Source organism: Epibacterium sp. Ofav1-8 (genome assembly GCF_022348185.1).
Classification (GTDB): domain Bacteria; phylum Pseudomonadota; class Alphaproteobacteria; order Rhodobacterales; family Rhodobacteraceae; genus Epibacterium.
Genome location: NZ_JAKRFD010000014.1, coordinates 58,797 through 80,967, shown reverse-complemented (window position 1 = coordinate 80,967; position 22,171 = coordinate 58,797). Strand labels below are relative to the sequence as shown.

20 protein-coding genes are annotated in these 22,171 nt (G+C 62.6%); 11 read left to right on the top strand and 9 right to left on the bottom strand.

Annotated features, from left to right (window positions below; translation table 11 throughout):
* Window positions 1-19 precede the first annotated feature (19 nt).
* The 3 genes from MHM97_RS19220 to MHM97_RS19210 form a co-directional block, all read right to left on the bottom strand.
* Entirely contained in the window at window positions 20-1,597 is a 1,578-nt protein-coding gene (locus tag MHM97_RS19220; protein ID WP_239324555.1) for a gamma-glutamyltransferase family protein, read from the bottom strand.
* A 508-nt stretch (window positions 1,598-2,105) separates the two neighbouring features.
* The gene (locus MHM97_RS19215) at window positions 2,106-2,546 is read right to left on the bottom strand and encodes an ATP-binding protein (RefSeq protein WP_239324553.1); all 441 of its coding nucleotides are present in this window, start codon (window positions 2,544-2,546) and stop codon (window positions 2,106-2,108) included.
* 33 nt (window positions 2,547-2,579) lie between these two features.
* Window positions 2,580-2,924 carry an STAS domain-containing protein gene (locus tag MHM97_RS19210; RefSeq protein WP_239324551.1) on the bottom strand — a complete coding sequence of 115 codons (345 nt, stop codon included), beginning with the start codon at window positions 2,922-2,924 and terminating at the stop codon, window positions 2,580-2,582.
* A 96-nt stretch (window positions 2,925-3,020) separates the two neighbouring features.
* Here MHM97_RS19210 and MHM97_RS19205 point away from each other — a divergent pair, with 96 nt between their 5' ends.
* The 10 genes from MHM97_RS19205 to MHM97_RS19160 all read left to right on the top strand — a co-directional run bounded on the left by MHM97_RS19205 (window position 3,021) and on the right by MHM97_RS19160 (window position 13,987).
* Window positions 3,021-4,193 carry a thiolase family protein gene (locus MHM97_RS19205; RefSeq protein WP_239324549.1) on the top strand — a complete coding sequence of 391 codons (1,173 nt, stop codon included), beginning with the start codon at window positions 3,021-3,023 and terminating at the stop codon, window positions 4,191-4,193.
* Window positions 4,194-4,282: 89 nt separating this feature from the next.
* Window positions 4,283-4,738: a GAF domain-containing protein gene (locus tag MHM97_RS19200; RefSeq protein WP_239324547.1), complete on the top strand. Its 456-nt coding sequence runs from the start codon at window positions 4,283-4,285 to the stop codon at window positions 4,736-4,738.
* 161 nt (window positions 4,739-4,899) lie between these two features.
* On the top strand, window positions 4,900-5,469 hold the full coding sequence (locus tag MHM97_RS19195; protein WP_239324545.1) for a helix-turn-helix domain-containing protein: 570 nt from the start codon (window positions 4,900-4,902) through the stop codon (window positions 5,467-5,469).
* Window positions 5,470-5,544: 75 nt separating this feature from the next.
* Complete coding sequence (locus MHM97_RS19190) at window positions 5,545-6,174, top strand: LysE family translocator (RefSeq protein WP_239324543.1); 630 nt, start codon at window positions 5,545-5,547, stop codon at window positions 6,172-6,174.
* A complete protein-coding gene (locus MHM97_RS19185; RefSeq protein ID WP_239324541.1) occupies window positions 6,171-6,542 on the top strand; it encodes a GFA family protein in 372 nt (123 codons plus the stop codon). Before MHM97_RS19190 ends, MHM97_RS19185 begins: the two co-directional genes overlap by 4 nt.
* Before the next feature lie 30 nt (window positions 6,543-6,572).
* The gene (locus MHM97_RS19180) at window positions 6,573-9,017 is read left to right on the top strand and encodes a GcvT family protein (protein WP_239324539.1); all 2,445 of its coding nucleotides are present in this window, start codon (window positions 6,573-6,575) and stop codon (window positions 9,015-9,017) included.
* Window positions 9,018-9,096: 79 nt separating this feature from the next.
* Window positions 9,097-11,550, top strand: a complete 2,454-nt coding sequence (locus tag MHM97_RS19175) for a GcvT family protein (RefSeq protein WP_239324537.1) — start codon at window positions 9,097-9,099, stop codon at window positions 11,548-11,550.
* A gap of 126 nt (window positions 11,551-11,676) precedes the next feature.
* Window positions 11,677-12,612 carry an EamA family transporter RarD gene (gene rarD / locus MHM97_RS19170; RefSeq protein WP_239324535.1) on the top strand — a complete coding sequence of 312 codons (936 nt, stop codon included), beginning with the start codon at window positions 11,677-11,679 and terminating at the stop codon, window positions 12,610-12,612.
* A 170-nt stretch (window positions 12,613-12,782) separates the two neighbouring features.
* On the top strand, window positions 12,783-13,238 hold the full coding sequence (locus MHM97_RS19165; RefSeq protein WP_239324533.1) for a hypothetical protein: 456 nt from the start codon (window positions 12,783-12,785) through the stop codon (window positions 13,236-13,238).
* Window positions 13,239-13,333: 95 nt separating this feature from the next.
* A complete protein-coding gene (locus MHM97_RS19160) occupies window positions 13,334-13,987 on the top strand; it encodes an RluA family pseudouridine synthase (protein WP_239324523.1) in 654 nt (217 codons plus the stop codon).
* Here MHM97_RS19160 and MHM97_RS19155 read toward each other — a convergent pair.
* Window positions 13,984-14,694: a helix-turn-helix transcriptional regulator gene (locus MHM97_RS19155; protein ID WP_239324521.1), complete on the bottom strand. Its 711-nt coding sequence runs from the start codon at window positions 14,692-14,694 to the stop codon at window positions 13,984-13,986. The two genes, MHM97_RS19160 and MHM97_RS19155, sit on opposite strands and share 4 nt — an antisense overlap.
* A gap of 213 nt (window positions 14,695-14,907) precedes the next feature.
* Window positions 14,908-16,350 (bottom strand): aldehyde dehydrogenase family protein, encoded by a 1,443-nt coding sequence (locus MHM97_RS19150; protein ID WP_239324519.1) that lies wholly within the window; start codon window positions 16,348-16,350, stop codon window positions 14,908-14,910.
* 284 nt (window positions 16,351-16,634) lie between these two features.
* Here MHM97_RS19150 and MHM97_RS19145 point away from each other — a divergent pair, with 284 nt between their 5' ends.
* Window positions 16,635-17,285, top strand: a complete 651-nt coding sequence (locus MHM97_RS19145) for a peroxiredoxin (RefSeq protein ID WP_239324517.1) — start codon at window positions 16,635-16,637, stop codon at window positions 17,283-17,285.
* An 85-nt stretch (window positions 17,286-17,370) separates the two neighbouring features.
* On the opposite strand, the gene MHM97_RS19140 is transcribed toward MHM97_RS19145, so the two are convergent.
* From MHM97_RS19140 to MHM97_RS19125, 4 genes are all read right to left on the bottom strand, one after another.
* Entirely contained in the window at window positions 17,371-18,528 is a 1,158-nt protein-coding gene (locus tag MHM97_RS19140; RefSeq protein WP_239324516.1) for a rhamnan synthesis F family protein, read from the bottom strand.
* Between the two features lie 73 nt (window positions 18,529-18,601).
* Window positions 18,602-19,465: a glycosyltransferase family 2 protein gene (locus MHM97_RS19135; RefSeq protein ID WP_239324515.1), complete on the bottom strand. Its 864-nt coding sequence runs from the start codon at window positions 19,463-19,465 to the stop codon at window positions 18,602-18,604.
* A gap of 112 nt (window positions 19,466-19,577) precedes the next feature.
* A complete protein-coding gene (gene pnp / locus MHM97_RS19130; protein ID WP_239324514.1) occupies window positions 19,578-21,716 on the bottom strand; it encodes a polyribonucleotide nucleotidyltransferase in 2,139 nt (712 codons plus the stop codon).
* Window positions 21,717-21,909: 193 nt separating this feature from the next.
* Complete coding sequence (locus MHM97_RS19125) at window positions 21,910-22,170, bottom strand: DUF6525 family protein (protein WP_239324513.1); 261 nt, start codon at window positions 22,168-22,170, stop codon at window positions 21,910-21,912.
* Window position 22,171: the final 1 nt, after the last annotated feature.

The window sequence follows — 22,171 nt, the reverse complement described above, 5'->3', positions numbered from 1 at the left end:
CCGGCATCGGTGGCCTATCTCAGTAGCCGAGCGCGCAGCCGTCCTTACGCGGATCGCTTGCGCCTTCCAGCACGCCGTTGTCGTGAATGCGGATCGCCTGGGCGCCGCCGATCGGTGTGTCCGGAACCTCGACCGTGTGGCCCATCTCTGACAGCTCGGAGCGCACCGCATCGCGATAGCCGCGTTCGACCTTGAGCACGCCCGCATCCGAGAATGCGCGCGGCGCGTCGATCGCCGCCTGCGGGTCCATGCCAAAATCCCGCAGGTTGGAGACAAACCGTGCATGCCCGTTTGGCTGATACGCGCCCCCCATGACGCCAAACGGCATGGTGACACGCCCCTGTTCTGCCAGCATGGCGGGGATGATGGTGTGCATCGGGCGCTTGCCGCCCGCGAGCTCGTTGGGGTGGCCGGGGTCAAGGCAGAATCCGGCCCCGCGGTTCTGCATCAGGATGCCGAATTTCTCGGACGCGATGCCAGAGCCGAAGCCGTGGAAGAGCGAGTAGATCAGCGAGACGCTCATGCGGTCCTTGTCGACCACGGTGATATAGACCGTATCCTTGTGCACCGCTTCGCTGATGTCCTGCGGGGCCGTCATCGCGCGCTTGGGGTCGATCAATGCGGCAAGGCTGGCGGCGGTCTCCGGCGCCAGCATGTGGTCGAGCCTGGACATGTGATCCGGGTCGGAGATGAACCGGTTGCGCGCATCATAGGCCAACTTGGCGGCTTCGGCCTCGATATGCGCGCGTTGAGCGCCAAAGGGATCAAGCGCGGCGATGTCAAAATGCTTCAGGATATTGAGCATCAGGATCGCCGTCGCGCCCTGGCCGTTGGGGGGATGCTCCCACAGCTCCACATCCTTGTAGTGACCTGAAATCGGCGCGGCCACGGTAGAGCGTGTCGCGGCAAAATCCTCGACGGTTTGGACGCCGCCCAGCTGGGACAGGGCAGCGACCATATCCTCGGCGATCTCACCGCTGTAAAAGGCATCGCGCCCGTCGCGCGCGATCCGCCGCAGCACCTCGGCCTGGCCCGGGGCGCGAAACATCTCGGCGACCTGTGGAGCGCGTCCGTTCAGAAGATAGCTGTCGCGCGCCGCCCCCTGGAGCGTGCCGGCATTGTTGCCCCAGTCAAAGGCAACCCGCGGCGCAACCGGGACGCCTTCTTCGGCGTAGTGAATGGCGGGGGCCAGTACCGTGCCGAGGTCAAGTTTCCCTTCGTTTGCAGAGAGATGGCAGAACGCATCGATGGCGCCGGGTATCGTGACCGCGTCGACCGAGTGCAAAGGCACGGTTTGCAGCCCCCGCGCGCGCAGAGCCTCTGCCTGCGCGGCCTGGGCGGCGCGGCCTGATCCGTTCAGGGCCCGGACGGTGTCTTCGCCGGCGCGGGTGTACAGAGCAAAGCAATCGCCGCCGATCCCGGTCATCATCGGTTCACAGATGCCCAGAAGAACCGCCCCGGCGATCGCCGCATCCATCGCGTTGCCGCCGCGTTTCAGAATGTCGATTGCGACCTGTGCCGCCAGCGGGTGCGACGTGGCACAGATGCCGTTCTGCGCAAAGACCGCAGAGCGGCCCGGTTGATGGAAATCACGCATGCGGTTCCTCCTCTTTTTGGCCGCGGGTGGCGGGGTCATTCATCCTATATCGCCGGCGTAAAATCCACGAGATTTCAGGAGCAAGCGCAATGAAAACCGCAAACGCAGCCCTCGGAACTCTGGCTGAGGCGTGCAGCGACACACGCGGGGGCTTTGTCCAGAGGGCGATGCGGGCACGGTCTGACGATGGCAGTGCGCCGGTCGCAACATCTCGTCTGGCGATGCAGGACCGGAGGAACGCGCAAGGAGGCAGGAGAGCAAAGCAAACGCCGGTGGCCAGCACTGGCAAAGACACCCCGGCGCCATGCACTTGGTGGGGGCAGAAACACACGGCGCCGGGGGAAGCTTTGGTTCAGCTACACGTTGATTTGTTGCTTACCTTTCGGGCGCTCGTGGGTCCGGATTGCGGCGGATTTGTGAAGCGGCGGCAGAGTTGTCGGGCATCTGAGCTAAATTCGCGTCACTTTGGCGATCCGCGCGCAGACCGGTGATGCGGCGCGGGGCAACCTCAGTTGGTGAGCTGAATTTCAAAGCACAAGGACAGCTGGTTGTTGTCCATGTTGCGCTGATACTGGATGTCGCTCGTCAATTCGCGGATCAGAAACCAGCCGAATCCCCCTTCGGGCAGATCTTCCAGCGGCGTATCGGTGTTGACGTCGACGGCCCGCCCCTCCGGCAGCTTGGAGGCTGGAAAGGGCGCGCCGGCATCGCGAATCTCGACCCAGAGCCGGTCAGGGTGCAGATTGCACCTGATCAGCACATCGCCGGTGGCGGTTTCTGCATAGGCATGCTCCACCACATTATTCACCGCCTCGGCGAGGGCGATCTGTACCTCGTCGACCCGGGTATTCGGAATACCCATTTCCTTCAGGCGCTCGACCACCGAGACGATCCCCCGACGGGCATCCAGTTCGGTCGCCCTGAAGGAGCAGGCGAAGGAATCAACCATGAAGTTCAGGCTCCACAGGCGGGTTGGGCTGCGTCAATTTTCAACGTGTTCGGGGTCCAGGGCATCCTGGAGCGTATCATAGAGGTTAAAGACCGTGTCCATTCGGGTCAGGCGAAAGACCTTGTCCACCATCGGGGTCAGCCCGGCGAGGTCGAGCTTGCGCTCCTTGCCAAGTTGCTTCATCGCGGCGACAATCGCGCCCAGACCACTGGAGTCGATGAAATCGACCCTGGACAGGTCAAGGATCACGCGCTTTGGACCGGCTTCGGTTTCCGTGCGCATGTCTTCCTTGAACTGGATAGCCATGGCCGCATCAATGCGCTGGGCGTTTACGGTAACCACTTGTGCGCCGTCCGCTTCGGTGCTCGTCAGGCTCATTTCATGTTCCTCGGCTCGTCTTACTTGGAACTCACCCTAGACCTTAAATGTTATCATTCAGTATGGATAGTTTAGAAAATTGAAGGAGTCGAAAGAATGGCCAGAATTGCGATCGCAGGCGCGGCCCGGACACCGATGGGCGGTTTCCAAGGGATGTATGAAGGTGTAACCGCAGCCGAGCTGGGCGGCGCGGCGATCAAGGCCGCGCTGCAGCGCGCGGGCGCGACCACGGTGGATGAGGTGCTGATGGGCTGTGTGCTGCCCGCCGGGCAGGGACAGGCGCCGGCGCGTCAGGCCGGGTTCGCCGCGGGGCTGAGCGAGGAAGTCCCCGCCACCACGCTGAACAAGATGTGTGGCTCCGGCATGAAGGCGGCGATGATGGCGTTCGACCGGCTGGCGCTCGGCGGGGCTGATGTGATGGTCGCCGGCGGCATGGAGAGCATGACCAATGCGCCCTACCTGCTGCCGAAGATGCGCGCGGGCGCCCGGATCGGGCATGGTCAGGTCATCGACCACATGTTCCTCGACGGGCTGGAAGACGCCTATGACAAGGGGCGCCTGATGGGGACCTTTGCGGAGGACTGTGCGGAGTTCTACCAGTTCAGCCGCGAGGAGCAGGATGAGTTTGCGCTGGGGTCGCTGTCCAATGCGCTGGCCGCGCAGGACAGTGGCGCATTTGCCAATGAAATCACCGAAGTGGTTGTGAAAACACGCAAAGGTGAGGTGGTGACCGACTCTGACGAACAGCCGAAATCGGCGCGTCCCGACAAGATCCCGACGCTGAAACCGGCGTTCCGCGAAAACGGCACCGTGACGGCGGCGAATGCCTCTTCGATCTCGGACGGCGCCGCGGCGCTGGTGCTGGCGTCCGAGGATGCGGCGGCGGCGCGCGGGTTGCAGGTCAAGGCGCATATTCTGGGGCATGCCAGCCACGCCCAGGCGCCGGGATGGTTCACCACCGCGCCGGTTCCTGCCGCGCGCAAGCTGCTGACCCGGATCGGTTGGGATGTGGAAGACGTGGACCTGTGGGAGGTGAACGAAGCCTTTGCGGTGGTTCCGATGGCCTTCATGCGGGAGATGGGCCTGTCGCGTGACAAGGTGAACGTGAACGGTGGCGCCTGTGCTCTGGGGCATCCGATCGGCGCGTCGGGGGCGCGTATTATCGTGACCCTGCTGCACGCGCTTGAAACCCGCGGGTTGCAGCGCGGCGTTGCGGCAATCTGCATTGGCGGCGGTGAAGGCACGGCGATCGCGATCGAGCGGGTCTGACTCCAAAGCGACGCGCGCTGTCCACGAGATGAGACAGGATTGAGGAGGGGGGGACCCTCCTCTTCATATTCAGAAAAGGCAAAACTCCAATGCGGGTGAACTATTCCGAGCTGGCCAAGACGGTGGCGGCATTGACCGAGGGCGAAACCGACGCGGTTGCGTTGATGGCGACAGTGGCGTGTGAGCTGCATCATGCCGATGAGCGCTTTGACTGGACGGGTTTTTATCGGGTGACCGAACCCGAGGTGCTGAAGATCGGCCCCTATCAGGGCGGTCACGGGTGCCTGGTCATTCCGTTTTCGCGCGGAGTCTGCGGGGCGGCCGCCCGCACCGGCGAGGTGCAACTGGTCGAGGACGTCGAGGCCTTCCCCGGCCATATCGCCTGCTCCTCCTCCACCCGATCAGAGATCGTGCTGCCGGTGCGCAACGGCAAAGGCGAGGTGATCGCCGTGCTTGATATCGATAGCGACCGGCCCGCGGCCTTCACCGCCGAAGATGCCGAGCACCTTCAGGCGCTGCTTGCGCAGGTCTTTGGCACGCTCTGAGCCTGCGGCCGATCCAACGATCTAAACTGTAGACAACCGGCGCAGCCTGCGCCGGTTTTTTTTGTCCTGACAGTACCCGTGAAATTTCGCTTTGGAATTTCACGAGAATCGTGCATGGTGAAAATTGAGATGTAAATTTCACAACCCCGCTGGAGGCGCATTTGAACGACCACACGCCCGCTCTCACCACGCTTGGCGCTGATCTGCGCGCGCTGCGGCGGGCGCGGGGGATCACGCTTGCGGATCTTTCGGCCCGCATGGGGCGCTCGGTGGGATGGCTCAGCCAGGTGGAGCGGGACAAGTCGGAGCCGTCGATCTCCGACCTGCGGCAGATTGCAAAATGCCTGGATGTGCCGATGTCGATGCTGTTTGCCCATGCCTCCGCCCCGGTGGCGGAACAGGGCTATATTGTGCGTGCGGGGGCCCGGCGGCCCATGGGCTCCGGCGAGGAAGGGCTGATCGAGGAACTGCTCTCACCCGATCTGACTGACGACTTCGAGATGGTGCATTCCACCTTTGCCCCGCACGCGCGCATGCAGGCGCCGGCCCATCGCCCGACACAAGAGGTGGCCTATGTGATCTCCGGCCACCTCGATCTGCAGATCGGGACCCGGCATTTCACCGTCGGCCCCGGCGACAGTTTCCGCATCCGCCACGAGCCCTTTCAGTGGTCGAACCCCTATGACGTGCCCTGTGTCGTCATCTGGGTCATCGCGCCGCCGGTGTATTGATGCGACTGGCTGCGGTCTTCCACCCGTTGCCGCGCGCCGCGCGAGGGGCGTTTGTCATGACGCCGGGGGCTGCGCATGAGCTTTGATGCCTGGATCGTCTTTGCCCTGTTCTGGGCCGCGTTTGTCACCACGCCGGGGCCGAATGCGGTCAATTGCATCTCCAACGGCATGAGCCTGGGGTTTGGCAAGGCGATGTTGGGGGTGCTGGGCATCCTGACCCAGGCGACTGCGTTCCTGCTGCTGTCCGCGCTTGGGATCACGGCGTTGATTGCGGCCTCGCCCACCGGGTTTTTCATCGCAAAGCTGGCCGGCGCGGGTTTTTTGATCTTTCAGGGCATCCGCGGCTGGCGCAATGCGACAAACCCGGTGCCGGTGGCCGAACGTCCGGCGCGGCATGTCTACCTGCATGCGCTGGCGGTGGCGACGATCAACCCCAAGAGCGTCGCGGGCTACCTCGCCGCCTTTTCGCAGTTCGTGCAGCCCGATGTGCCGATCTGGTCGCAGATGGCCGTCATCGTGCCAACCGCGCTGACGCTGACAACGCTCAGCTACACCGGCTTCACGCTGCTGGGCGTCGGCATGGGCCGGGCGGCGCTGGCAGCGGTCTTCAACGTCTGGATCCGCCGCCTGCTGGCGATCTGTTTCATTGTCTATGGCGTCCTTCTGGGCGCCAGCAGCACCCCAAATCTGGAGACAGCATCATGATCAAGGGAAACTGCCTGTGCGGCAATATACAGTTTGAAACCGAGGCGGACCCACGGGGGCCGTCGATGTGCCACTGCGGCCAATGCCGGCGCCAGTCCGGCGGCATCTGGTCCTCGGCCTATGTGGCGGACACGGATCTGACCATCACCGGCGATGTCACCTGGTTTGCCTCCAGCCCCGGTGCCAAGCGCGGGTTCTGCGCCACATGCGGCTCCTTTCTGTTCTGGAAGGCGCTGGAGGAAGACACCACCAGTTTTGCGCTTGGTGCGGTTGCCGCCCCCACTGGGATCACCCTCGAAAAGCACATCTTCGTGGCCGACAAGGGCGACTACTACGAGATCGCCGACGGTCTGCCGCAAAACGCCTGACCTGCCACCCCTTGCAAGAAGGAGCCGACCATGTCTGATTTTCCCACACAGGCCCGCGTCGTCATCATCGGAGGCGGCGTTGTCGGCTGCTCCGCGCTGTATCATCTGGCCAAGAAGGGCTGGACCGACTGCGTTCTTCTGGAAAAGAACGAGCTGACCGCCGGCTCCACCTGGCACGCGGCAGGCAATGTGCCGACGTTTTCGACATCGTGGTCGATCATGAACATGCAGCGCTACTCGACCGAGCTTTATGCCCGCCTTGGCGCAGAGGTCGACTATCCGATGAACTACCACCAGACCGGGTCGATCCGGCTGGCGCATTCCAAGGAGCGCATGCAGGAGTTCGAACGCGCCGCCGCCATGGGGCGCTATCAGGGAATGGATATCAAGATCCTGACACCGGAAGAGGTCAAGGCGCTTTATCCCTTTATAGAGACGCATGATCTGGCTGGAGCGCTCTATGATCCCAACGACGGCGACATCGACCCGGCGCAGGTGACCCAGGCGCTGGCCAAGGGCGCGCGCGACATGGGGCAGCGGATCATCCGTTTCTGCCCCGCCACCGGTGTCACCCAGACCGGGGACGGCTGGATCGTGCACACCGACAAGGGCGACATCGCCTGCGACCATGTGGTGAATGCCGCCGGCTATTATGCGCAACGGGTCGGTGAGTGGTTCAAACCCTACGGCGGTCGCACCGTGCCGATGATGGTGATGAGCCACCAGTATCTGCTGACCGAGGAAATCCCCGAGATCGAGGCCCACACCAAGGCCACCGGCAAGAAGCTGCCTCTCTTGCGCGACGTCGATGTCTCCTACTATCTGCGCCAGGAAAAACACGGCTACAACCTCGGCCCCTACGAGCCGAACTGCCGCGCCCATTGGGACACATCAGACGATCCGATGCCGGAGGATTTCTCTTTCCAGCTCTGGTCCGATGACCTTGACCGGATCGAGGATATCGTCACCGACGCAATGGCGCGGGTGCCGCTGATGGCCAGGTCCGGTGTCTCGCGGGTGATCAATGGCCCGATCCCCTACGCCCCCGATGGCCTGCCGCTGCTCGGCCCCATGCCCGGCGTCAAGAATGCCTTCGAGGCCTGTGTCTTTACCTTCGGCATCGCCCAGGGCGGCGGCGCGGGCAAGGTGCTGGCGGAATGGATCGTCGACGGGCAGACCGAATGGGACATGTGGTCCTGCGACCCGCGCCGGTTCACCGATTACACCGATCACGACTATTGCGTGCAAAAGGGCATGGAGGTTTATGGCAACGAATACGCCATGCATTTCCCCCGTCACGAATGGCCCGCCGGGCGCAACAAGAAACGCTCGCCGGTGCATGATCAGGTTCTTGCGCAGGGCGGCCAGATGGGGGCCTACAATGGTTGGGAGCGCGCCAACTGGTTTGCGCAGCCGGGCGATGACACCGCGCCAGAGACGACCCACACCTGGGAACGCTCCGGTCCCTGGCAGCAGCGCATCCGGGAGGAATGCGAGGCGGTGCGCGATCACTGCGGCGTGCTGGATCTGCCGGGGTTTTCGCGGTTTGCGATCTCCGGCGACGGCGCGGCAGAGGCGTTGCGCGGGCTCATCACCGGTGCCCTGCCCAAGGTGGGGCGGATGAACCTTGTTTATGTTGCTGATCCGCGTGGCCGCATCCTGACAGAGATGTCCTGCCTGCGCCGCGGTGAGGATGAGTTCACGATGATCACCGCCGCCAGCGCCCAATGGCACGACCGTGATCTCCTGCGCGCGGCCCTGCCGGAGGGGATCCGGCTGGAGGATGTCACCACCACGCGCGACACGCTAATCGTCACCGGGCCAAACTCGCGCGAGATCCTCGGCCCTCTGACAGATGCCGACCTCGCGCGCGGGTGGCTCAGCCATCAGGCGGCCACCGTGGCCGGACAGCCTGCCCATCTCGTGCGCGTGTCCTTCGCCGGTGAACTTGGCTGGGAGGTTCACGCGCTGAACGACCACATGCCGGACATCTACGCGGCCCTGCTTGTGGCAGGCGCCAAACCCTTCGGCATGTATGCGCTGAACAGTTTGCGCATCGAAAAGGGCTATCGCGCGTGGAAGGGCGACCTGTCCACCGACTACAGCCTGTTCGAGGGTGGGTTGGACCGGTTTGTCAGGCTCGACAAAGTGCAGGATTTCCCGGGCAAGGCGGCGCTCCTGGCCGAGCAGAAAGAAGGGCCAAAGAAACGCTTTGTGACCCTTCTGGTCGACGCGGCGGAGGCGGACGCGCCCTATATGTCCTGCCTCTGGAAGGGGGACGAGATTGTCGGTGAAACCACGTCGGGCGACTGGGGCTACCGGGTCGGCGCCTCGATCGCGCTGGGTATGGTCCGGGCGGACCTTGCATCCCCGGGCACCGAACTCGAGGTGGAAATCTACGGCAGCAAACACCGCGCCGTGGTGCAGCCCGATCAACCGCTCTGGGATCCGGACAACCTGCGCCTGCGCGCCTGAGCCTTCATCTTCTCTCAAATATCCCGGGGGTCCGGGGGCAGCGCCCCCGGCGAACCGCCTGCATGAAAGGAGCCTCACCATGGCAGATCTCCCAGAACAGGCCCGTGTCGTCATCATTGGCGGTGGCGTCGTGGGCTGTTCCGTCGCCTATCACCTGACCAAACTCGGCTGGAAGGATGTGGTGCTTCTGGAACGCAAGCAGCTTACCTCCGGGACCACCTGGCACGCGGCGGGCCTCATCGCGCAGCTGCGCGCCACCGCGAATATGACCAAGCTGGCGAAATACAGTCAGGAACTCTACGGCGCGCTGGAGGCGGAAACCGGCGTTGCCACCGGGTTCAAGCGCTGCGGTTCGATCACCGTGGCCCTGACCGAGGAGCGCCGCGAAGAAATCTTCCGCCAGGCCGCCATGGCCCGCGCCTTCGGGGTGGAGGTCGAGGAGATCTCGCCCCAGGAAGTCAAGGCCCGCTACGATCACCTCAATATCGAGGACGTCACCGCAGGTGTCTGGCTGCCACGGGACGGGCAGGGAGACCCGGCCAATATCGCGCTGGCGCTGGCAAAGGGCGCACGGCAACAGGGCGCGCTGATCAAGGAACGGGTGAAGGTCAGCGGCATCCGTCGCGATGGGCGTCGTGTCACCGGCGTCGACTGGTGCTCTGATGACGGCGCGGATCAGGGGCATATCGCCTGCGACATGATCGTGAACTGCGCCGGCATGTGGGGGCGAGAGGTGGGGCGCATGGCCGGTGTCAACGTCCCGCTGCATGCCTGCGAGCATTTCTATATTGTCACCGAGAACATCCCCGACCTCACCCAACTGCCGGTGCTGCGGGTGCCGGACGAATGCGCCTACTACAAGGAGGACGCAGGCAAGATCCTGCTTGGCGCGTTTGAGCCCAACGCCAAACCCTGGGGCATGGCGGGCATCCCCGACAGTTTCGAATTTGATCAGCTACCCGAGGATTTCGATCACTTTGAGCCGATCCTGGAGGCTGCGGTGAACCGGATGCCGATGCTGGCCGAGGCCGGGATACATACGTTCTTTAACGGGCCGGAGAGCTTCACCCCGGATGATGCCTATCACCTGGGCCTGGCGCCGGAGATGGACAATGTCTGGGTTGCGGCGGGGTTCAACTCGATCGGTATTCAATCCGCAGGCGGCGCGGGCATGGCGCTGGCGCAGTGGATGGAGGAGGGCGAGAAACCCTTTGACCTCGGCGACGTCGACATCGCGCGGATGCAGCCCTTTCAAGGCAACCGACACTATCTGTTTGAACGCTCCAGAGAAACGCTTGGGCTGCTGTATGCGGATCACTTCCCCTACCGGCAGAAGGCAACGGCACGCGGGGTGCGCCGCACCCCCTTTCATCACCATCTGAAGGATCAGGGCGCCGTCTTTGGCGAACTGGCGGGCTGGGAGCGCGCCAACTGGTTTGCGCAGCCGGACCAGACCAAAGACTATGAATACAGTTGGAAACGCCAGAACTGGTTTGAAAACTCGGCTGCGGAACATCGTGCCGTGCGCGAGAATGTCGGCATGTACGACATGTCCTCCTTCGGTAAGATCCGCGTCGAAGGGCCGGAGGCCGAGGCGTTCCTGAACTACATCGGCGGCGGTGATTATGCCGTGCCGGTGGGCAAGATCGTCTATACCCAGTTCCTCAACCGCAGGGGCGGGATCGAGGCTGACGTGACCGTCACCCGGCTGTCGGAGACGGCCTACCTCGTGGTGACACCGGCGGCCACGCGGCTTGCCGATCAGACCTGGATGGCGCGTCACAAGGGGGACTTCAACGTGGTCATCACCGATGTGACGGCGGGCGAGGGCGTGCTGGCGGTGATGGGACCAAACGCGCGCACCCTGTTGCAGAAGGTCTCGCCCAGTGATTTTTCCAACACCGTGAACCCCTTTGGCACCGCGCAGGAGATCGAGATCGGCATGGGGCTGGCGCGCGTTCACCGCGTCACCTATGTGGGCGAGCTGGGATGGGAAATCTATGTGCCCACCGACATGGCGGGTCATGTGTTCGAAACCCTGTGGCAGGCCGGGCAGGAGATGGATCTCAAGCTCTGCGGCATGCACATGATGGACAGCTGCCGGATCGAGAAAGGCTTTCGCCATTTCGGCCATGACATCACCTGCGAGGATCATGTGGTGGATGCCGGGCTGGGATTTGCGGTCAAACTCGACAAGGGTTGCGATTTCATCGGCCGTGCGGCAGTGGCACAGCGTAAGGAGACCGGCCCCCAGAAACGTCTTGTGCAATTCCGCCTCACCGACCCGGAGCCGCTGCTGTTTCACAACGAGCCGATCCTGCGCGATGGCGAGTATGTGGGCTACCTGTCGTCTGGGAACTACGGTCACACCCTCGGCGGCGCCATCGGCCTGGGCTATGTTCCTTGCGCGGGGGAAACCGCGGCGCAGGTTCTGGCGTCTACCTACGAGATCGACGTATGCGGCACCCGGGTGCGCGCCGAGGCATCGCTCCGGCCGATGTATGATCCCAAATCGGATCGTGTAAAGGTCTGATCGATCTGCTAGCCAGTTTGGACCGCAGCGCCCGATGGATCAGCGGCGCTGCGGTTTTCTTTTGTGTATTAAGGCGTTGGCGTGTTTCAGCCGGGCATATGATTCGCAGGACGGGGAGGTCCGGTCATGAGCAGCACAGCGACAAACGAGGACACGCCTCAGGGCCTCGCCTTTGCACTGACAGCCTATTTCATGTGGGGGTTCCTGCCGCTCTACATGAAAATGCTGGCCCATATCCCGCCGACCGAAGTGGTGGCACACAGGGTGATCTGGTCGGTCCCGATCGCCGCCGTTCTGCTGCTGTTGCTGGGGCGGATGAATGACCTCAAGGCTGCGCTGTGCAATCCGCGCGTGCTGGCGATGGGCTGTGTGACAGCGGCGTTCGTGTCGGTGAACTGGGGGATCTATGTCTGGTCCGTCGGCTCCGGCTACGCGCTGGAGGCAGCGCTGGGCTACTACATCAATCCGCTGTTCTCGATCGCGCTGGGTGCCTTGCTGCTGGGCGAGCGGCTGACGCGTGCTCAGATGGTGGCGGTTGGCCTTGCAACGCTTGCGGTGATCATCCTGACCGTGGAAACGGGGCGGCTGCCGCTGGCCGCGCTGGGTCTGACCGTGTCCTGGGGATTCTACGCGTTCTTCAAGAAATCCCTGCCCATCGGCCCCAATCAGGGCTTCCTGCTGGAGGTGCTGATCCTCACCATTCCGGCGCTGGGCTACATCGGCTATCTCACCGCCACCGGACAGAGCCATTTTGCCGCCCTGCGCCATGATACGCTGCTGCTGCTGGGCTGCGGCGTGGTTACGGCGGTGCCGCTGATCATCTATGCCAATGGCGCCAAGCTGCTGAAACTCTCGACTATCGCGATCCTGCAATATATCGCCCCGACGATGATTTTTCTGGTCGCCGTCTTTGTCTTCAAGGAGCCCTTTGGCGGTGCGCGCATGGTGGCCTTCCCGCTGATCTGGGCCGCGCTGGTGATCTATTCCACGTCGCTGTTGCGCGAGATGCGACGCAAGGGGCGGGAGGCGCTGACCGAGGCGGCACCTGCCCGCGAAGCCTGAAGCACGCCACCTTTTGATTGCAACTATCGGTTGTCATCTGTTGGTCTCGCCTTTGCCATTTTGGGGCCCCAAACCCTCGCCACATCTTCCTCTTACCAGCCACGGGCTGGCGACGATTCAGTTTGATTCTCAGATATTACGAAGGTGACGTTTTGGATTTAGGAGTAGACGTGTCCGCTGTGACGGGCATGACGCAACAGGTGACGCAATCCATGTCCTTGCTTGCGGTTTTTGTTCTGGTTGGTGGGATCGGGCGTCTGGTGTTTGTCGCCTATGGTGACAAGCTCACGGGCGTGAACCCGTTTCGCAATCTGTCCGGCCCCGCCCTGCTGCTGGCCGGTGCGGTGATCATCCTTGGCCCGATGTTCTTTTCGAGCAAGCTCAACCGCATATGGGTCAATATCAAGAGCTACACGGCGGAACCCTTCATCACGCAGCTGCTCGACCGAGATTCCTGCACCATCACGGATACATCCTATTGCGTGGTGATCTTTGAGGGCGAGCGGGAGATCGTGGTCAATTGGTACAACCGCGGTGTCTATCTGTGGGGGGTGTTGAACCCCGAAGGCGGCGCGGTCTGGGATGCGCCACGTCCCCCGCGCAGACCTGATACGGCGGCGACCTGATCCGGCACGACATCCCAGCCGATCGCGGGCGTTGTGCGTGACGGGGCCTGCGGCGGATGCTTGCGTTGCGGTCCCGACGCCGCTACGCAGCGCGCATGACCGTATCCAGCGCCTATTGCCCGCCGAGCGACCCGCTCGAGATCCTGCACCATGATTCTCAGATCCTGGTGGTCAACAAGCCTGCGGGGTTGCTGTCGGTGCCAGGCAAGGGCGCGCATCTGTCGGACTGTCTGATCAGCCGTATCCAGGCTGTGTTTCCCGAGGCCTTGTTGGTGCATCGGCTCGACCGGGATACCTCCGGCGTGATGGTTTTTGCGATGACCGCGCATGCGCAGCGGCATCTGGGGCTGCAGTTTGAAAAGCGCATGACGAAGAAAGCCTATGTGGCCCGTCTGACCGGCAAGCTGGAGCCGCGTTCGGGGACCGTTGATCTGCCGTTGATCGTGGATTGGCCCAACCGTCCGCTGCAAAAGGTCTGCACGGAAACCGGCAAGCCTGCCCATACCGACTGGAAGGTCATAAGCTACGGTGCGGATGAAACCCGGGTGCGGCTGCACCCCAAGACAGGCCGGTCCCATCAGTTGCGGGTTCATATGCTTGCGCTGGGGCATCCGATCCTCGGCGATCCGCTCTACGCATCGGGGGCGGCGCTGGAGCATACGCGTATGATGCTGCACTCCGAGGAGCTGCGGCTGAAGCATCCCGAGGGCGGGGTGTCGCAGAAGTTCCGGGCGAAGGCGCCGTTTTAGGCTCTCGCCGGTTTTTGCAGCTGCCCGTCCCCGGCACGGAAATGCCGGGGCGTCGCGCCCGAGACAGCGCGGAATTCGCGTTGAAAATGCGCCTGATCGGCATACCCGCAGCAGAAACCGATCTCCGCGAGGCTGATCCGTGACGTGCGCAAGAGGCTGGCGGCAGATTTGGTGCGGGCCTGTCGCAAGGCGGTCGAGAAGGTACTGCCCTCCGCCAACAGGTAGCGTTGCAGGCTGCGGCTGGATACGCCAAGCTCTGCTGCCGCCTCCTGCAATCGCCAGGCGCGGGCGGGATCGGCCGCGATCAGGCGCAGCAGGTGGTCTGACAACCGCGGAGATCCGCCGGTATCAAGCCCGACCGGCTCCGGCGCCTGCCGCCATGTGAGGCCCACCCCGCTGGAGGACACCCCGTCAAATCCGGCGCGCAGCAGCAGCCCGTGCAGGATTGCACATCGTGTTTCAAGGTCCGCCGGGCAAGGCTCGGGATGCAGCGCAAGAGACAAGCCGCTGCCACCGACAGGCCTGGCCTCCAGACGCAGCGGACTGGCGCAGTAACGCTCCAGTCGGCAGAGCTTGTCAGCGATCAGATGCGCGTCGGGATAGGCGACGACACGCGTCACCACCGGCTTTGACGATCCTGCCAATGTGGTTGGAATGCGATCGGTCGGGCAGTCTCCGGTCAGGCCCAAAGCGTTCAAAAAGTCCATTGCGCACCTCCGGGGCGAGGTCAGCCTAACACGGGGTCTGAAAACAGATCTGAAAAATACGCCCGGCAGAGCGTGAATACCGCGCGAACTCTCGCAAGTTTCGGTGAACATTTTAAGACGTTGCCCCCGGATCTTGTCAGGAACGGAAGCAAACAAAAAGGACCGCCCGGTTCAGGGGCGGTCCATCTGTGTGTGTGGGGCTGGGTGCCGGGATCAGCTTTCGGGGGTCCAGCCGCCGACGGCCTTCACCTCGAGAAAGTCCTCAAGCCCCCAGACGCCACCTTCGCGGCCATTGCCGGATTGCTTCATGCCGCCAAAGGGCGCACCGGCGCTGCGGGATTTGCCGTTCATCTCCACCATGCCGGAGCGCAGAACCCGCGCCATGCGGTTGGCGCGCGCGCCGTCCTGTGTCTGCACGTAGTTGGTCAGGCCATAGGGCGTGTCATTGGCGATCTCGACCGCTTCTTCCTCGGTCTCGAACGGGATGATGGTCATCACCGGGCCAAAGATCTCTTCGCGCGCGATGGTCATCTGGTTGTTCACATCGGCAAAGACCGTGGGCTTCACATAGTAGCCCTTGTTCAGCCCGTCGGGGCGACCGGTGCCACCAGCGACCAGACGTGCGCCCTCGTCGATGCCCTTCTGGATCAGATCCTGGATCTTGCTCCATTGCAGTCCATTGACCACGGGGCCGATATGGCGGCCTTCCTGGGATGCGGGGCCGACCTCGACCTTGTTGGCCACTGCGGCGGCTTCTTCGACCACGCGGTCGTAGATGCCCTTTTGCACCAGCATGCGGGAGGGCGCGTTACAGCTCTGGCCGGTGTTCTGCATCATGTGCAGCACGCCGCGCTTCACCGCCTTTTCATCGGCGTCCTCAAACACGAGGTTCGCCCCTTTGCCGCCCAGTTCCAGATGCACCTTCTTCAGCGTGTCCGCTGCCGCTTTGGAGATCGCGGTGCCCGCGCGGGTGGAGCCGGTGAAGGACACCATATCCACATCCGGGTGCGAGGACAGCTGGGTGCCGACACCCGCGCCATCGCCGTTCACGAGGTTGAACACACCGGGCGGGAAACCGGCCTCATCCACGATCTCGGCAAAGATCATCGCGTTGAGCGGGCTTTGCTCGGACGGTTTCAGCACCATGGTACAGCCCGCAATCGCGGCAGCCCCGAATTTGAGCGTGATCTGGTTCATCGGCCAGTTCCACGGTGTGATCAGTGCCGCGACGCCGACCGCCTCGTAGATGATGCGATCGTTGGGGGCGTGATCGCCAAGCGGGCGTTCGAACTGGAAATTCTTCGCGGCCTCGATAAAGCCGTTCAGGTGCCAGGTCCCGGCGCCCACCTGGCTGGAGCGCGACAGATCGATCGGGGCGCCCATTTCGGTCGACATCGCCTGCGCCAGATCCTCGGCGCGGGTGTTGTAGACCTCGATCAGTTTCTCCACCAGCGCGATACGCTCGGATGGCGGGGTGGCCATCCAACCGGGCAGGGCGGCCTTGGCGGCGGCAACGGCGGCATCGGTATCCGATTGGCTGCCCAGAGAAATTACCGTGCAGGGCTCCTCCGTCGACGGATCGATGACGGCATAGTCGTTGGCGGTCGCAGGAGAGACCCACTGACCATTGATATAGAATTCGCGTTTCTCAAGCATGGTTTGCTCCCTTGTCGAGACGATGGCGCGGGCCGGTTTCCGGCGCGTTGCCGGCAGTGTGGCAGCGACCGTGTCCCACCACAAGCCGGATTTTTGATCAAATTCTGACGCGCGCAATTTCGCGCCTTGCTCACGGCCCTTTCGATCAAAGCTTCTCCGGGGCGGGTAGGTAGGGCGGTCTGCGACAATTTCCGCCGCGGATGGGCAATGTGCTTTATCACCGGCGGAAAGGGAGTAGGTTTGACCCAGCGATTCACGTGACTTGCACAAGAAGGAGCACTCAAATGGGTTTGCGCATTAACGACGTGGTGCCGAATTTCACGGCCGAGACCGATCAGGGCACCATTACCTTTCATGACTGGATCGGCGACAGCTGGGCGATTCTCTTCTCCCACCCCAAGGACTTCACCCCGGTCTGCACCACGGAATTCTCTGCCGTGGCGCAACTGGGCAAGGAATGGGAAGCCCGCAACACCAAGGTGATCGGCGTCTCTGTCGACAGCGCCGAGGATCACCGCAAATGGAAGGGCGACATCGAATCCTACGGCAAGGCGGAAGCGGGGTTCCCGATCATCGCTGACGAGGGGCTGGCGGTGTCCAAGGCGTTCGACATGCTTCCCGCCGAGGCCTACCTGCCCGACGGGCGCACGCCGGCCGACAGCGCCACCGTGCGTTCTGTGTTCATCATTGGTCCGGACAAGCAACTGAAGCTGTCGATGACCTACCCGATGACTGTGGGGCGGAACTTTGCCGAGATCCTGCGCGCGCTCGACGGGTTGCAGATGTCCGGCAAAGGCGTTGCGACCCCCGCAAACTGGGTGCCGGGCGAGGACGTCATCATTCCACCAAGCGTGTCCAATGAGGACGCCAAGGCGAAGTTCGGTGAGTTCGAGACCATCTTCCCCTACCTGCGCAAGACCAAGGCGCCAGAGTAAGGCGGGCACACCGACCATCAGCGGTTCGGTATCGCAAGATAAATATGGGCCACGGTGGGGTTGCCGTGGCCCGTTCTGTGTTCGCTTAGTCTGCGACGGGGGCAAACGCTTTGGCGCGGGTGCGGCGCAGATCCAGCGCCTCGTCCCAGATCACCTGACCAAAGGGCCCATCCAGGTCGCGGGCAAATGCCAAAGTCAGATCCGACGCTGTTTCGTCGAGCCAGATCGGTGACTTCTTCAGGAAGGCAAAGCCAAAGTCACGATGCACCAGTCGCGGCTGCGTGTAGCTGATCCCCTGGCGTGCGATGCTGGTCAGGATGAGGCCGATCAGCTCTTCGCGGGTTGGGGTTCCCGCCAGCGTCTTTGCCAGAATGTCCTGCATCTGCGGCATTTCCGGGATCACGGTCTGTTCAGCGATATGTCTCAGCTCATCATCGGGCAGTGCCGAGAGGTGCTGATCGAGATCGGCGATGTCCAAAGTGCTGGCATGGGTGAATTGATTGCGGATCACCCATTGCGACATGCCGATTTCGCCGCGACGCACCGTCACGGTTTTGTTGTTGGTGAGTGGGAAGTTGCGCCAGAACCGCTGAAAGGATGGGTCCGAGAACAGCTTGCCGCTGATCATCAGGGCGAAGGAGCAGTAGTGGAAGTTTCGGTGGTCACTGGAGTAACTCCAGCGCATGTTGCGAAACTCTTCGGGATTCACCCGGGCGTGCCCATAGTTGGTTGCGGCGCCGACGTAGTCCAGATCGAGCTGTTCCGCCTGATGCAGCCAGTTGGTAGATCCCGGAAGAGGGAACCAGGCAGAATCGTTCAAGAGAACCAGTCGTTCGACGTCTGCAAACCGTTGGGCGATTTCCAGCACGCCATCGCGATACCCTCCGAAGTCATACCCGTAGTTCGGCCGCTCTATCAGCAGGCATGCGTGTTCATGGATCGTGCTGCGGTCCGCGTCGTTCAGCGGGAGATTCGACACGACGACGGTCGCGTAGCCATTGGCTGCAAGGTAACGCAAGGCCTCCAGATGCGATGCCAGTACCCCGGTCTGAGGAAAGATCAGATAGATCGCGATCTTCCCCGTAGGTGACGCCGTGCCCTCTGTCACCTGTTTGCGGGGGGCCAGAACGCGATCATAGTAGGTTTTTGAAAACAAAAGGCTCGTCAGCCGCGGCGGCAAACGTTTGAGCTGTAAAAAAGGACGGGTCAGCTCGCGTTTGATCTTCCAGAGGGGCAACGCCATTCAAACACCTTGTGACTTTGAAACAATGTCTGCGGACTTAGCCTGTTGGGGCTGGCTGTGCAACGCGGCCCGCTTAGTCCGTCAGGAAAGGCTGATTGGCGCCGGGCGCATTCCGCGCGGCCCAGACCCCACGCAGATAGGCCCAGTGCTTGGCGCGCTTGCGTGCCGAGAGCAGTGTCAATGGTGACAGGAGCTGCATCATCGCGTCCCTCAGGGCCACAGCAAAGGCGCGGGACATACCGTGCTTGCGGCACGCGTAGACGCGGGATTGTCCCATGTACCAGGCCTTCAACGCCGCTGTCCGTGGCGAGCGCGCAGTGGATTCGCCAAACAGATGCACAACCTCTGCCGCTGTCACCAGGCGCAGCGGGCCGCAGGTCTGGCGCAGCCGCAAGCTGAGGTCGTCATCCTCGTGATAGAGAAAGATCTCGGGGTCAAACCCGCCAACCGCCTCAAAGGCGGCGCGCCGCACAAAAATCGCTGACCCTTGCAGGACGGGTAGGTCCCCGTCGCGCTCCGCCGCCTCGCGCGGCAGCCAGAGCGGTTTTGGCAACAGCTTGCTGCGCCGTTTGAAGGCAATCTTGCCATTGCCCTCGCGCAGGCGCGGATTGAACGCGCAGGCGTTGGGGTGCGCATCGGCCGCCGCCAAAAGCGCCTCCACCGCGCCCGGAGACAGCGTCGCATCCGGGTTGACGAAGAACAGGAACTCGCCGGTTCCATGTGCCGCGCCGAGATTGCAGCCCGGCCCAAACCCGATGTTGTGCTCTGAGATCACCAGTTCTGCGCCATGCGTCGCCGCGAGGTGCCGGACCTCGTCGGTATCCTGCGAGCCATTGTCGACGATCACACAGTCCACATTTCCGGGAACCGAGGCCAGCAACGTCGGCAGAACGGCAGCAGAGTTATAGGCAACGGTAACAAGGGTAACGCGGCTCATGTGATCCTTTCCGGTGGCCTGCGGCAACGTCAGTGACGCGCGACCAAAAAAATGCCCGGGACACTCCTGTCCCGGGCATCTTATGTCAGATCCGCGTGTGGCGGGAAAAGGCTTATTCCGCCTCTTCTTTCTTCTCGGCTGCGATCGGCTCGCCGGTTTCCTGATCCACGACCTTCATGGACAGGCGCACCTTGCCGCGATCGTCAAAGCCCAGGAGCTTGACTTTCACTTCCTGACCTTCCTTCAGCACGTCGCTGGGGTGGTTCAGGCGGCGGTTTTCGATCTGGGACACATGCACCAGACCATCGCGCTTGCCAAAGAAGTTCACGAAGGCGCCGAAGTCGACGATCTTCACGACCTTGCCGGTGTAGATCGCGCCTTCTTCCGGCTCTGCCACGATCGCGTGGATCATGTCATAGGCCTTCTGAATCGCTTCGCCGTTTGCGGAGGCAATCTTGATCACGCCATCGTCGTTGATGTCGACCTTGGCGCCGGAGACTTCGACGATCTCGCGGATGACCTTGCCGCCGGAACCGATGACTTCACGGATCTTGTCGGTCGGAACCTGCATGGTCTCGATGCGCGGTGCGTGCTGCGAGAACTCGGAGGCTTCGGTCAGCGCCTTGGACATTTCGCCGAGGATGTGCAGACGGCCCGCTTTGGCCTGAGCCAGCGCGTTCTTCATGATTTCAGGCGTGATGCCTGCAACCTTGATGTCCATCTGCAGGGAGGTGATGCCTGCTTCGGTGCCCGCAACCTTGAAGTCCATGTCGCCGAGGTGATCCTCGTCGCCCAGGATGTCGGTCAGGATGCCGTAGGAACCGTCGTCTTCCAGCACGAGACCCATGGCCACACCGGCAACCGGTGCTTTCAGCGGCACACCTGCGTCCATCATCGACAGCGAGCCACCACAGACAGATGCCATGGAGGAGGAGCCGTTCGATTCGGTGATCTCGGAGACCACGCGGATGGTGTAGGGGAAGTCGGTCGGTGCCGGCAGAACCGCCTGCAGCGCGCGCCATGCCAGCTTGCCGTGGCCGATTTCACGACGACCGGGCGAACCCACGCGGCCCACTTCACCAACCGAGTAGGGCGGGAAGTTGTAGTGCAGCAGGAAGTTCGATTTGAAGTTGCCGTGCAGGGCGTCGATGAATTGCTCATCGTCGCCGGTGCCCAGCGTGGTCACCACGAGACCCTGCGTTTCACCACGGGTGAACAGAGCAGACCCGTGTGTACGCGGCAGAAGGCCGGTCTGGCATTCGATGCCACGAACCTGATCCAGAGCACGACCGTCGATGCGGCGACCGTTCTTGACCACGTCGCCCCGCAGAACAACGGATTCGAGCTTCTTCAGCGCGGAGCCGAGGTTGCCGTCTTCCTGCTGCTCTTCGGTCAGAGATGCGATGATCTCTTCTTTGGCGGTGCCAACGGCAGCAACACGTTCCTGCTTGTCAGAGATCGCATAGGCTGAGCGCATTTTCTCTTCACCGGCGGCCTTCACAGCCGCGAACAGGTCGGAGTAATCCGGCGGGGTGAAGTCGAACGGCTCTTTTGCGGTTTCTTCCGCGAGCGAGACGATCAGGTCGATGACCGGCTGGATCTGCTCGTGTGCGAAGGTCACAGCGCCGAGCATTTCTTCTTCGGTCAGCTCGTAAGCCTCGGATTCCACCATCATCACGGCGTCTTTGGTGCCGGCAACAACAAGGTCCAGACGCTGCTCGGGGTTGAGGCGCAGGTCCTGCATGTCGTCGACGGTCGGGTTCAGGATGTACTCGCCATCCTCGTAACCGACGCGCGCACCCGCGATCGGACCCATGAACGGCACGCCAGAGATGGTCAGCGCCGCGGAGGCCGCGATCATCGCGACGATGTCGGGGTCATTGACCAGATCGTGGGACAGCACGGTGCACATCACCAGAACTTCGTTTTTGAAGCCGGGAACGAACAGCGGGCGGATCGGACGGTCGATCAGACGTGCAGTCAGCGTCTCTTTTTCAGTCGGACGCGCTTCACGTTTGAAAAAGCCGCCCGGAATCTTACCGGCGGCGTAGTATTTTTCTTGGTAGTGCACGGTCAGCGGAAAGAAATCCTGACCGGGCTTTTGTTCGCGGGCGTAGGTCACGTTGGCCATGACCGAGGTTTCGCCGAGGGTCGCGATCACGGTGCCATCTGCCTGGCGCGCAACCTTACCGGTTTCCAGTGTGAGCGTTTCTTCGCCCCACTGCATTGTTTTCGTCGTTACGTTGAACATCTATCGTATCCTAAGTCGGAGCGCTCCCAGGCGTATCCCGGGTCTCCTAATTGCGTGGCGGCCCCATTGCCGCCGACCCTTATGCTATCTTTCTTTCGCGTGCCGGGGTCTGGGCACATCGTCTCAGATAGTTCCGCCCATACATGAGTTTGTCGCAGAAAGAAAGTGTTCGCTTGCGCGGTGGGCTGCCGGATCAGGCCTGTTGGCTGCGGTTCAGGGTTTTGCGCTCTGCGGCATCCAGCCGGGCCAGGGCGGCCTCTGGCGACAGGCCGTCACGCTGTGCCGCCTGCCAGATGCGCCGGCAGGACTGCGCCGACCAGGGCAATGCGGCCTCCTGCAGCCAGGCGCGCAAAGGTGCGGGCAGGCGATCATAAGCTGCCATTGGGTCCTCGCGCCTGCGCCGGGTGGGCAGTGCGACTGCCCCCCGGTTGCCGTTCTTATCCCGACGTCGCATG

Coding starts and splice junctions, on each gene's coding strand:
- MHM97_RS19190 (WP_239324543.1), top strand. CDS start 5,545: ATGAGCTTTGATGCCTGGATCGTCTTTGCCCTGTTCTGGGCCGCGTTT.
- MHM97_RS19205 (WP_239324549.1), top strand. CDS start 3,021: ATGGCCAGAATTGCGATCGCAGGCGCGGCCCGGACACCGATGGGCGGT.
- MHM97_RS19200 (WP_239324547.1), top strand. CDS start 4,283: ATGCGGGTGAACTATTCCGAGCTGGCCAAGACGGTGGCGGCATTGACC.
- rarD (WP_239324535.1), top strand. CDS start 11,677: ATGAGCAGCACAGCGACAAACGAGGACACGCCTCAGGGCCTCGCCTTT.
- MHM97_RS19210 (WP_239324551.1), bottom strand. CDS start 2,924: ATGAGCCTGACGAGCACCGAAGCGGACGGCGCACAAGTGGTTACCGTA.
- MHM97_RS19185 (WP_239324541.1), top strand. CDS start 6,171: ATGATCAAGGGAAACTGCCTGTGCGGCAATATACAGTTTGAAACCGAG.
- MHM97_RS19220 (WP_239324555.1), bottom strand. CDS start 1,597: ATGCGTGATTTCCATCAACCGGGCCGCTCTGCGGTCTTTGCGCAGAAC.
- pnp (WP_239324514.1), bottom strand. CDS start 21,716: ATGTTCAACGTAACGACGAAAACAATGCAGTGGGGCGAAGAAACGCTC.
- MHM97_RS19145 (WP_239324517.1), top strand. CDS start 16,635: ATGGGTTTGCGCATTAACGACGTGGTGCCGAATTTCACGGCCGAGACC.
- MHM97_RS19160 (WP_239324523.1), top strand. CDS start 13,334: ATGACCGTATCCAGCGCCTATTGCCCGCCGAGCGACCCGCTCGAGATC.
- MHM97_RS19180 (WP_239324539.1), top strand. CDS start 6,573: ATGTCTGATTTTCCCACACAGGCCCGCGTCGTCATCATCGGAGGCGGC.
- MHM97_RS19215 (WP_239324553.1), bottom strand. CDS start 2,546: ATGGTTGATTCCTTCGCCTGCTCCTTCAGGGCGACCGAACTGGATGCC.
- MHM97_RS19175 (WP_239324537.1), top strand. CDS start 9,097: ATGGCAGATCTCCCAGAACAGGCCCGTGTCGTCATCATTGGCGGTGGC.
- MHM97_RS19150 (WP_239324519.1), bottom strand. CDS start 16,350: ATGCTTGAGAAACGCGAATTCTATATCAATGGTCAGTGGGTCTCTCCT.
- MHM97_RS19155 (WP_239324521.1), bottom strand. CDS start 14,694: ATGGACTTTTTGAACGCTTTGGGCCTGACCGGAGACTGCCCGACCGAT.
- MHM97_RS19135 (WP_239324515.1), bottom strand. CDS start 19,465: ATGAGCCGCGTTACCCTTGTTACCGTTGCCTATAACTCTGCTGCCGTT.
- MHM97_RS19125 (WP_239324513.1), bottom strand. CDS start 22,170: ATGCGACGTCGGGATAAGAACGGCAACCGGGGGGCAGTCGCACTGCCC.
- MHM97_RS19140 (WP_239324516.1), bottom strand. CDS start 18,528: ATGGCGTTGCCCCTCTGGAAGATCAAACGCGAGCTGACCCGTCCTTTT.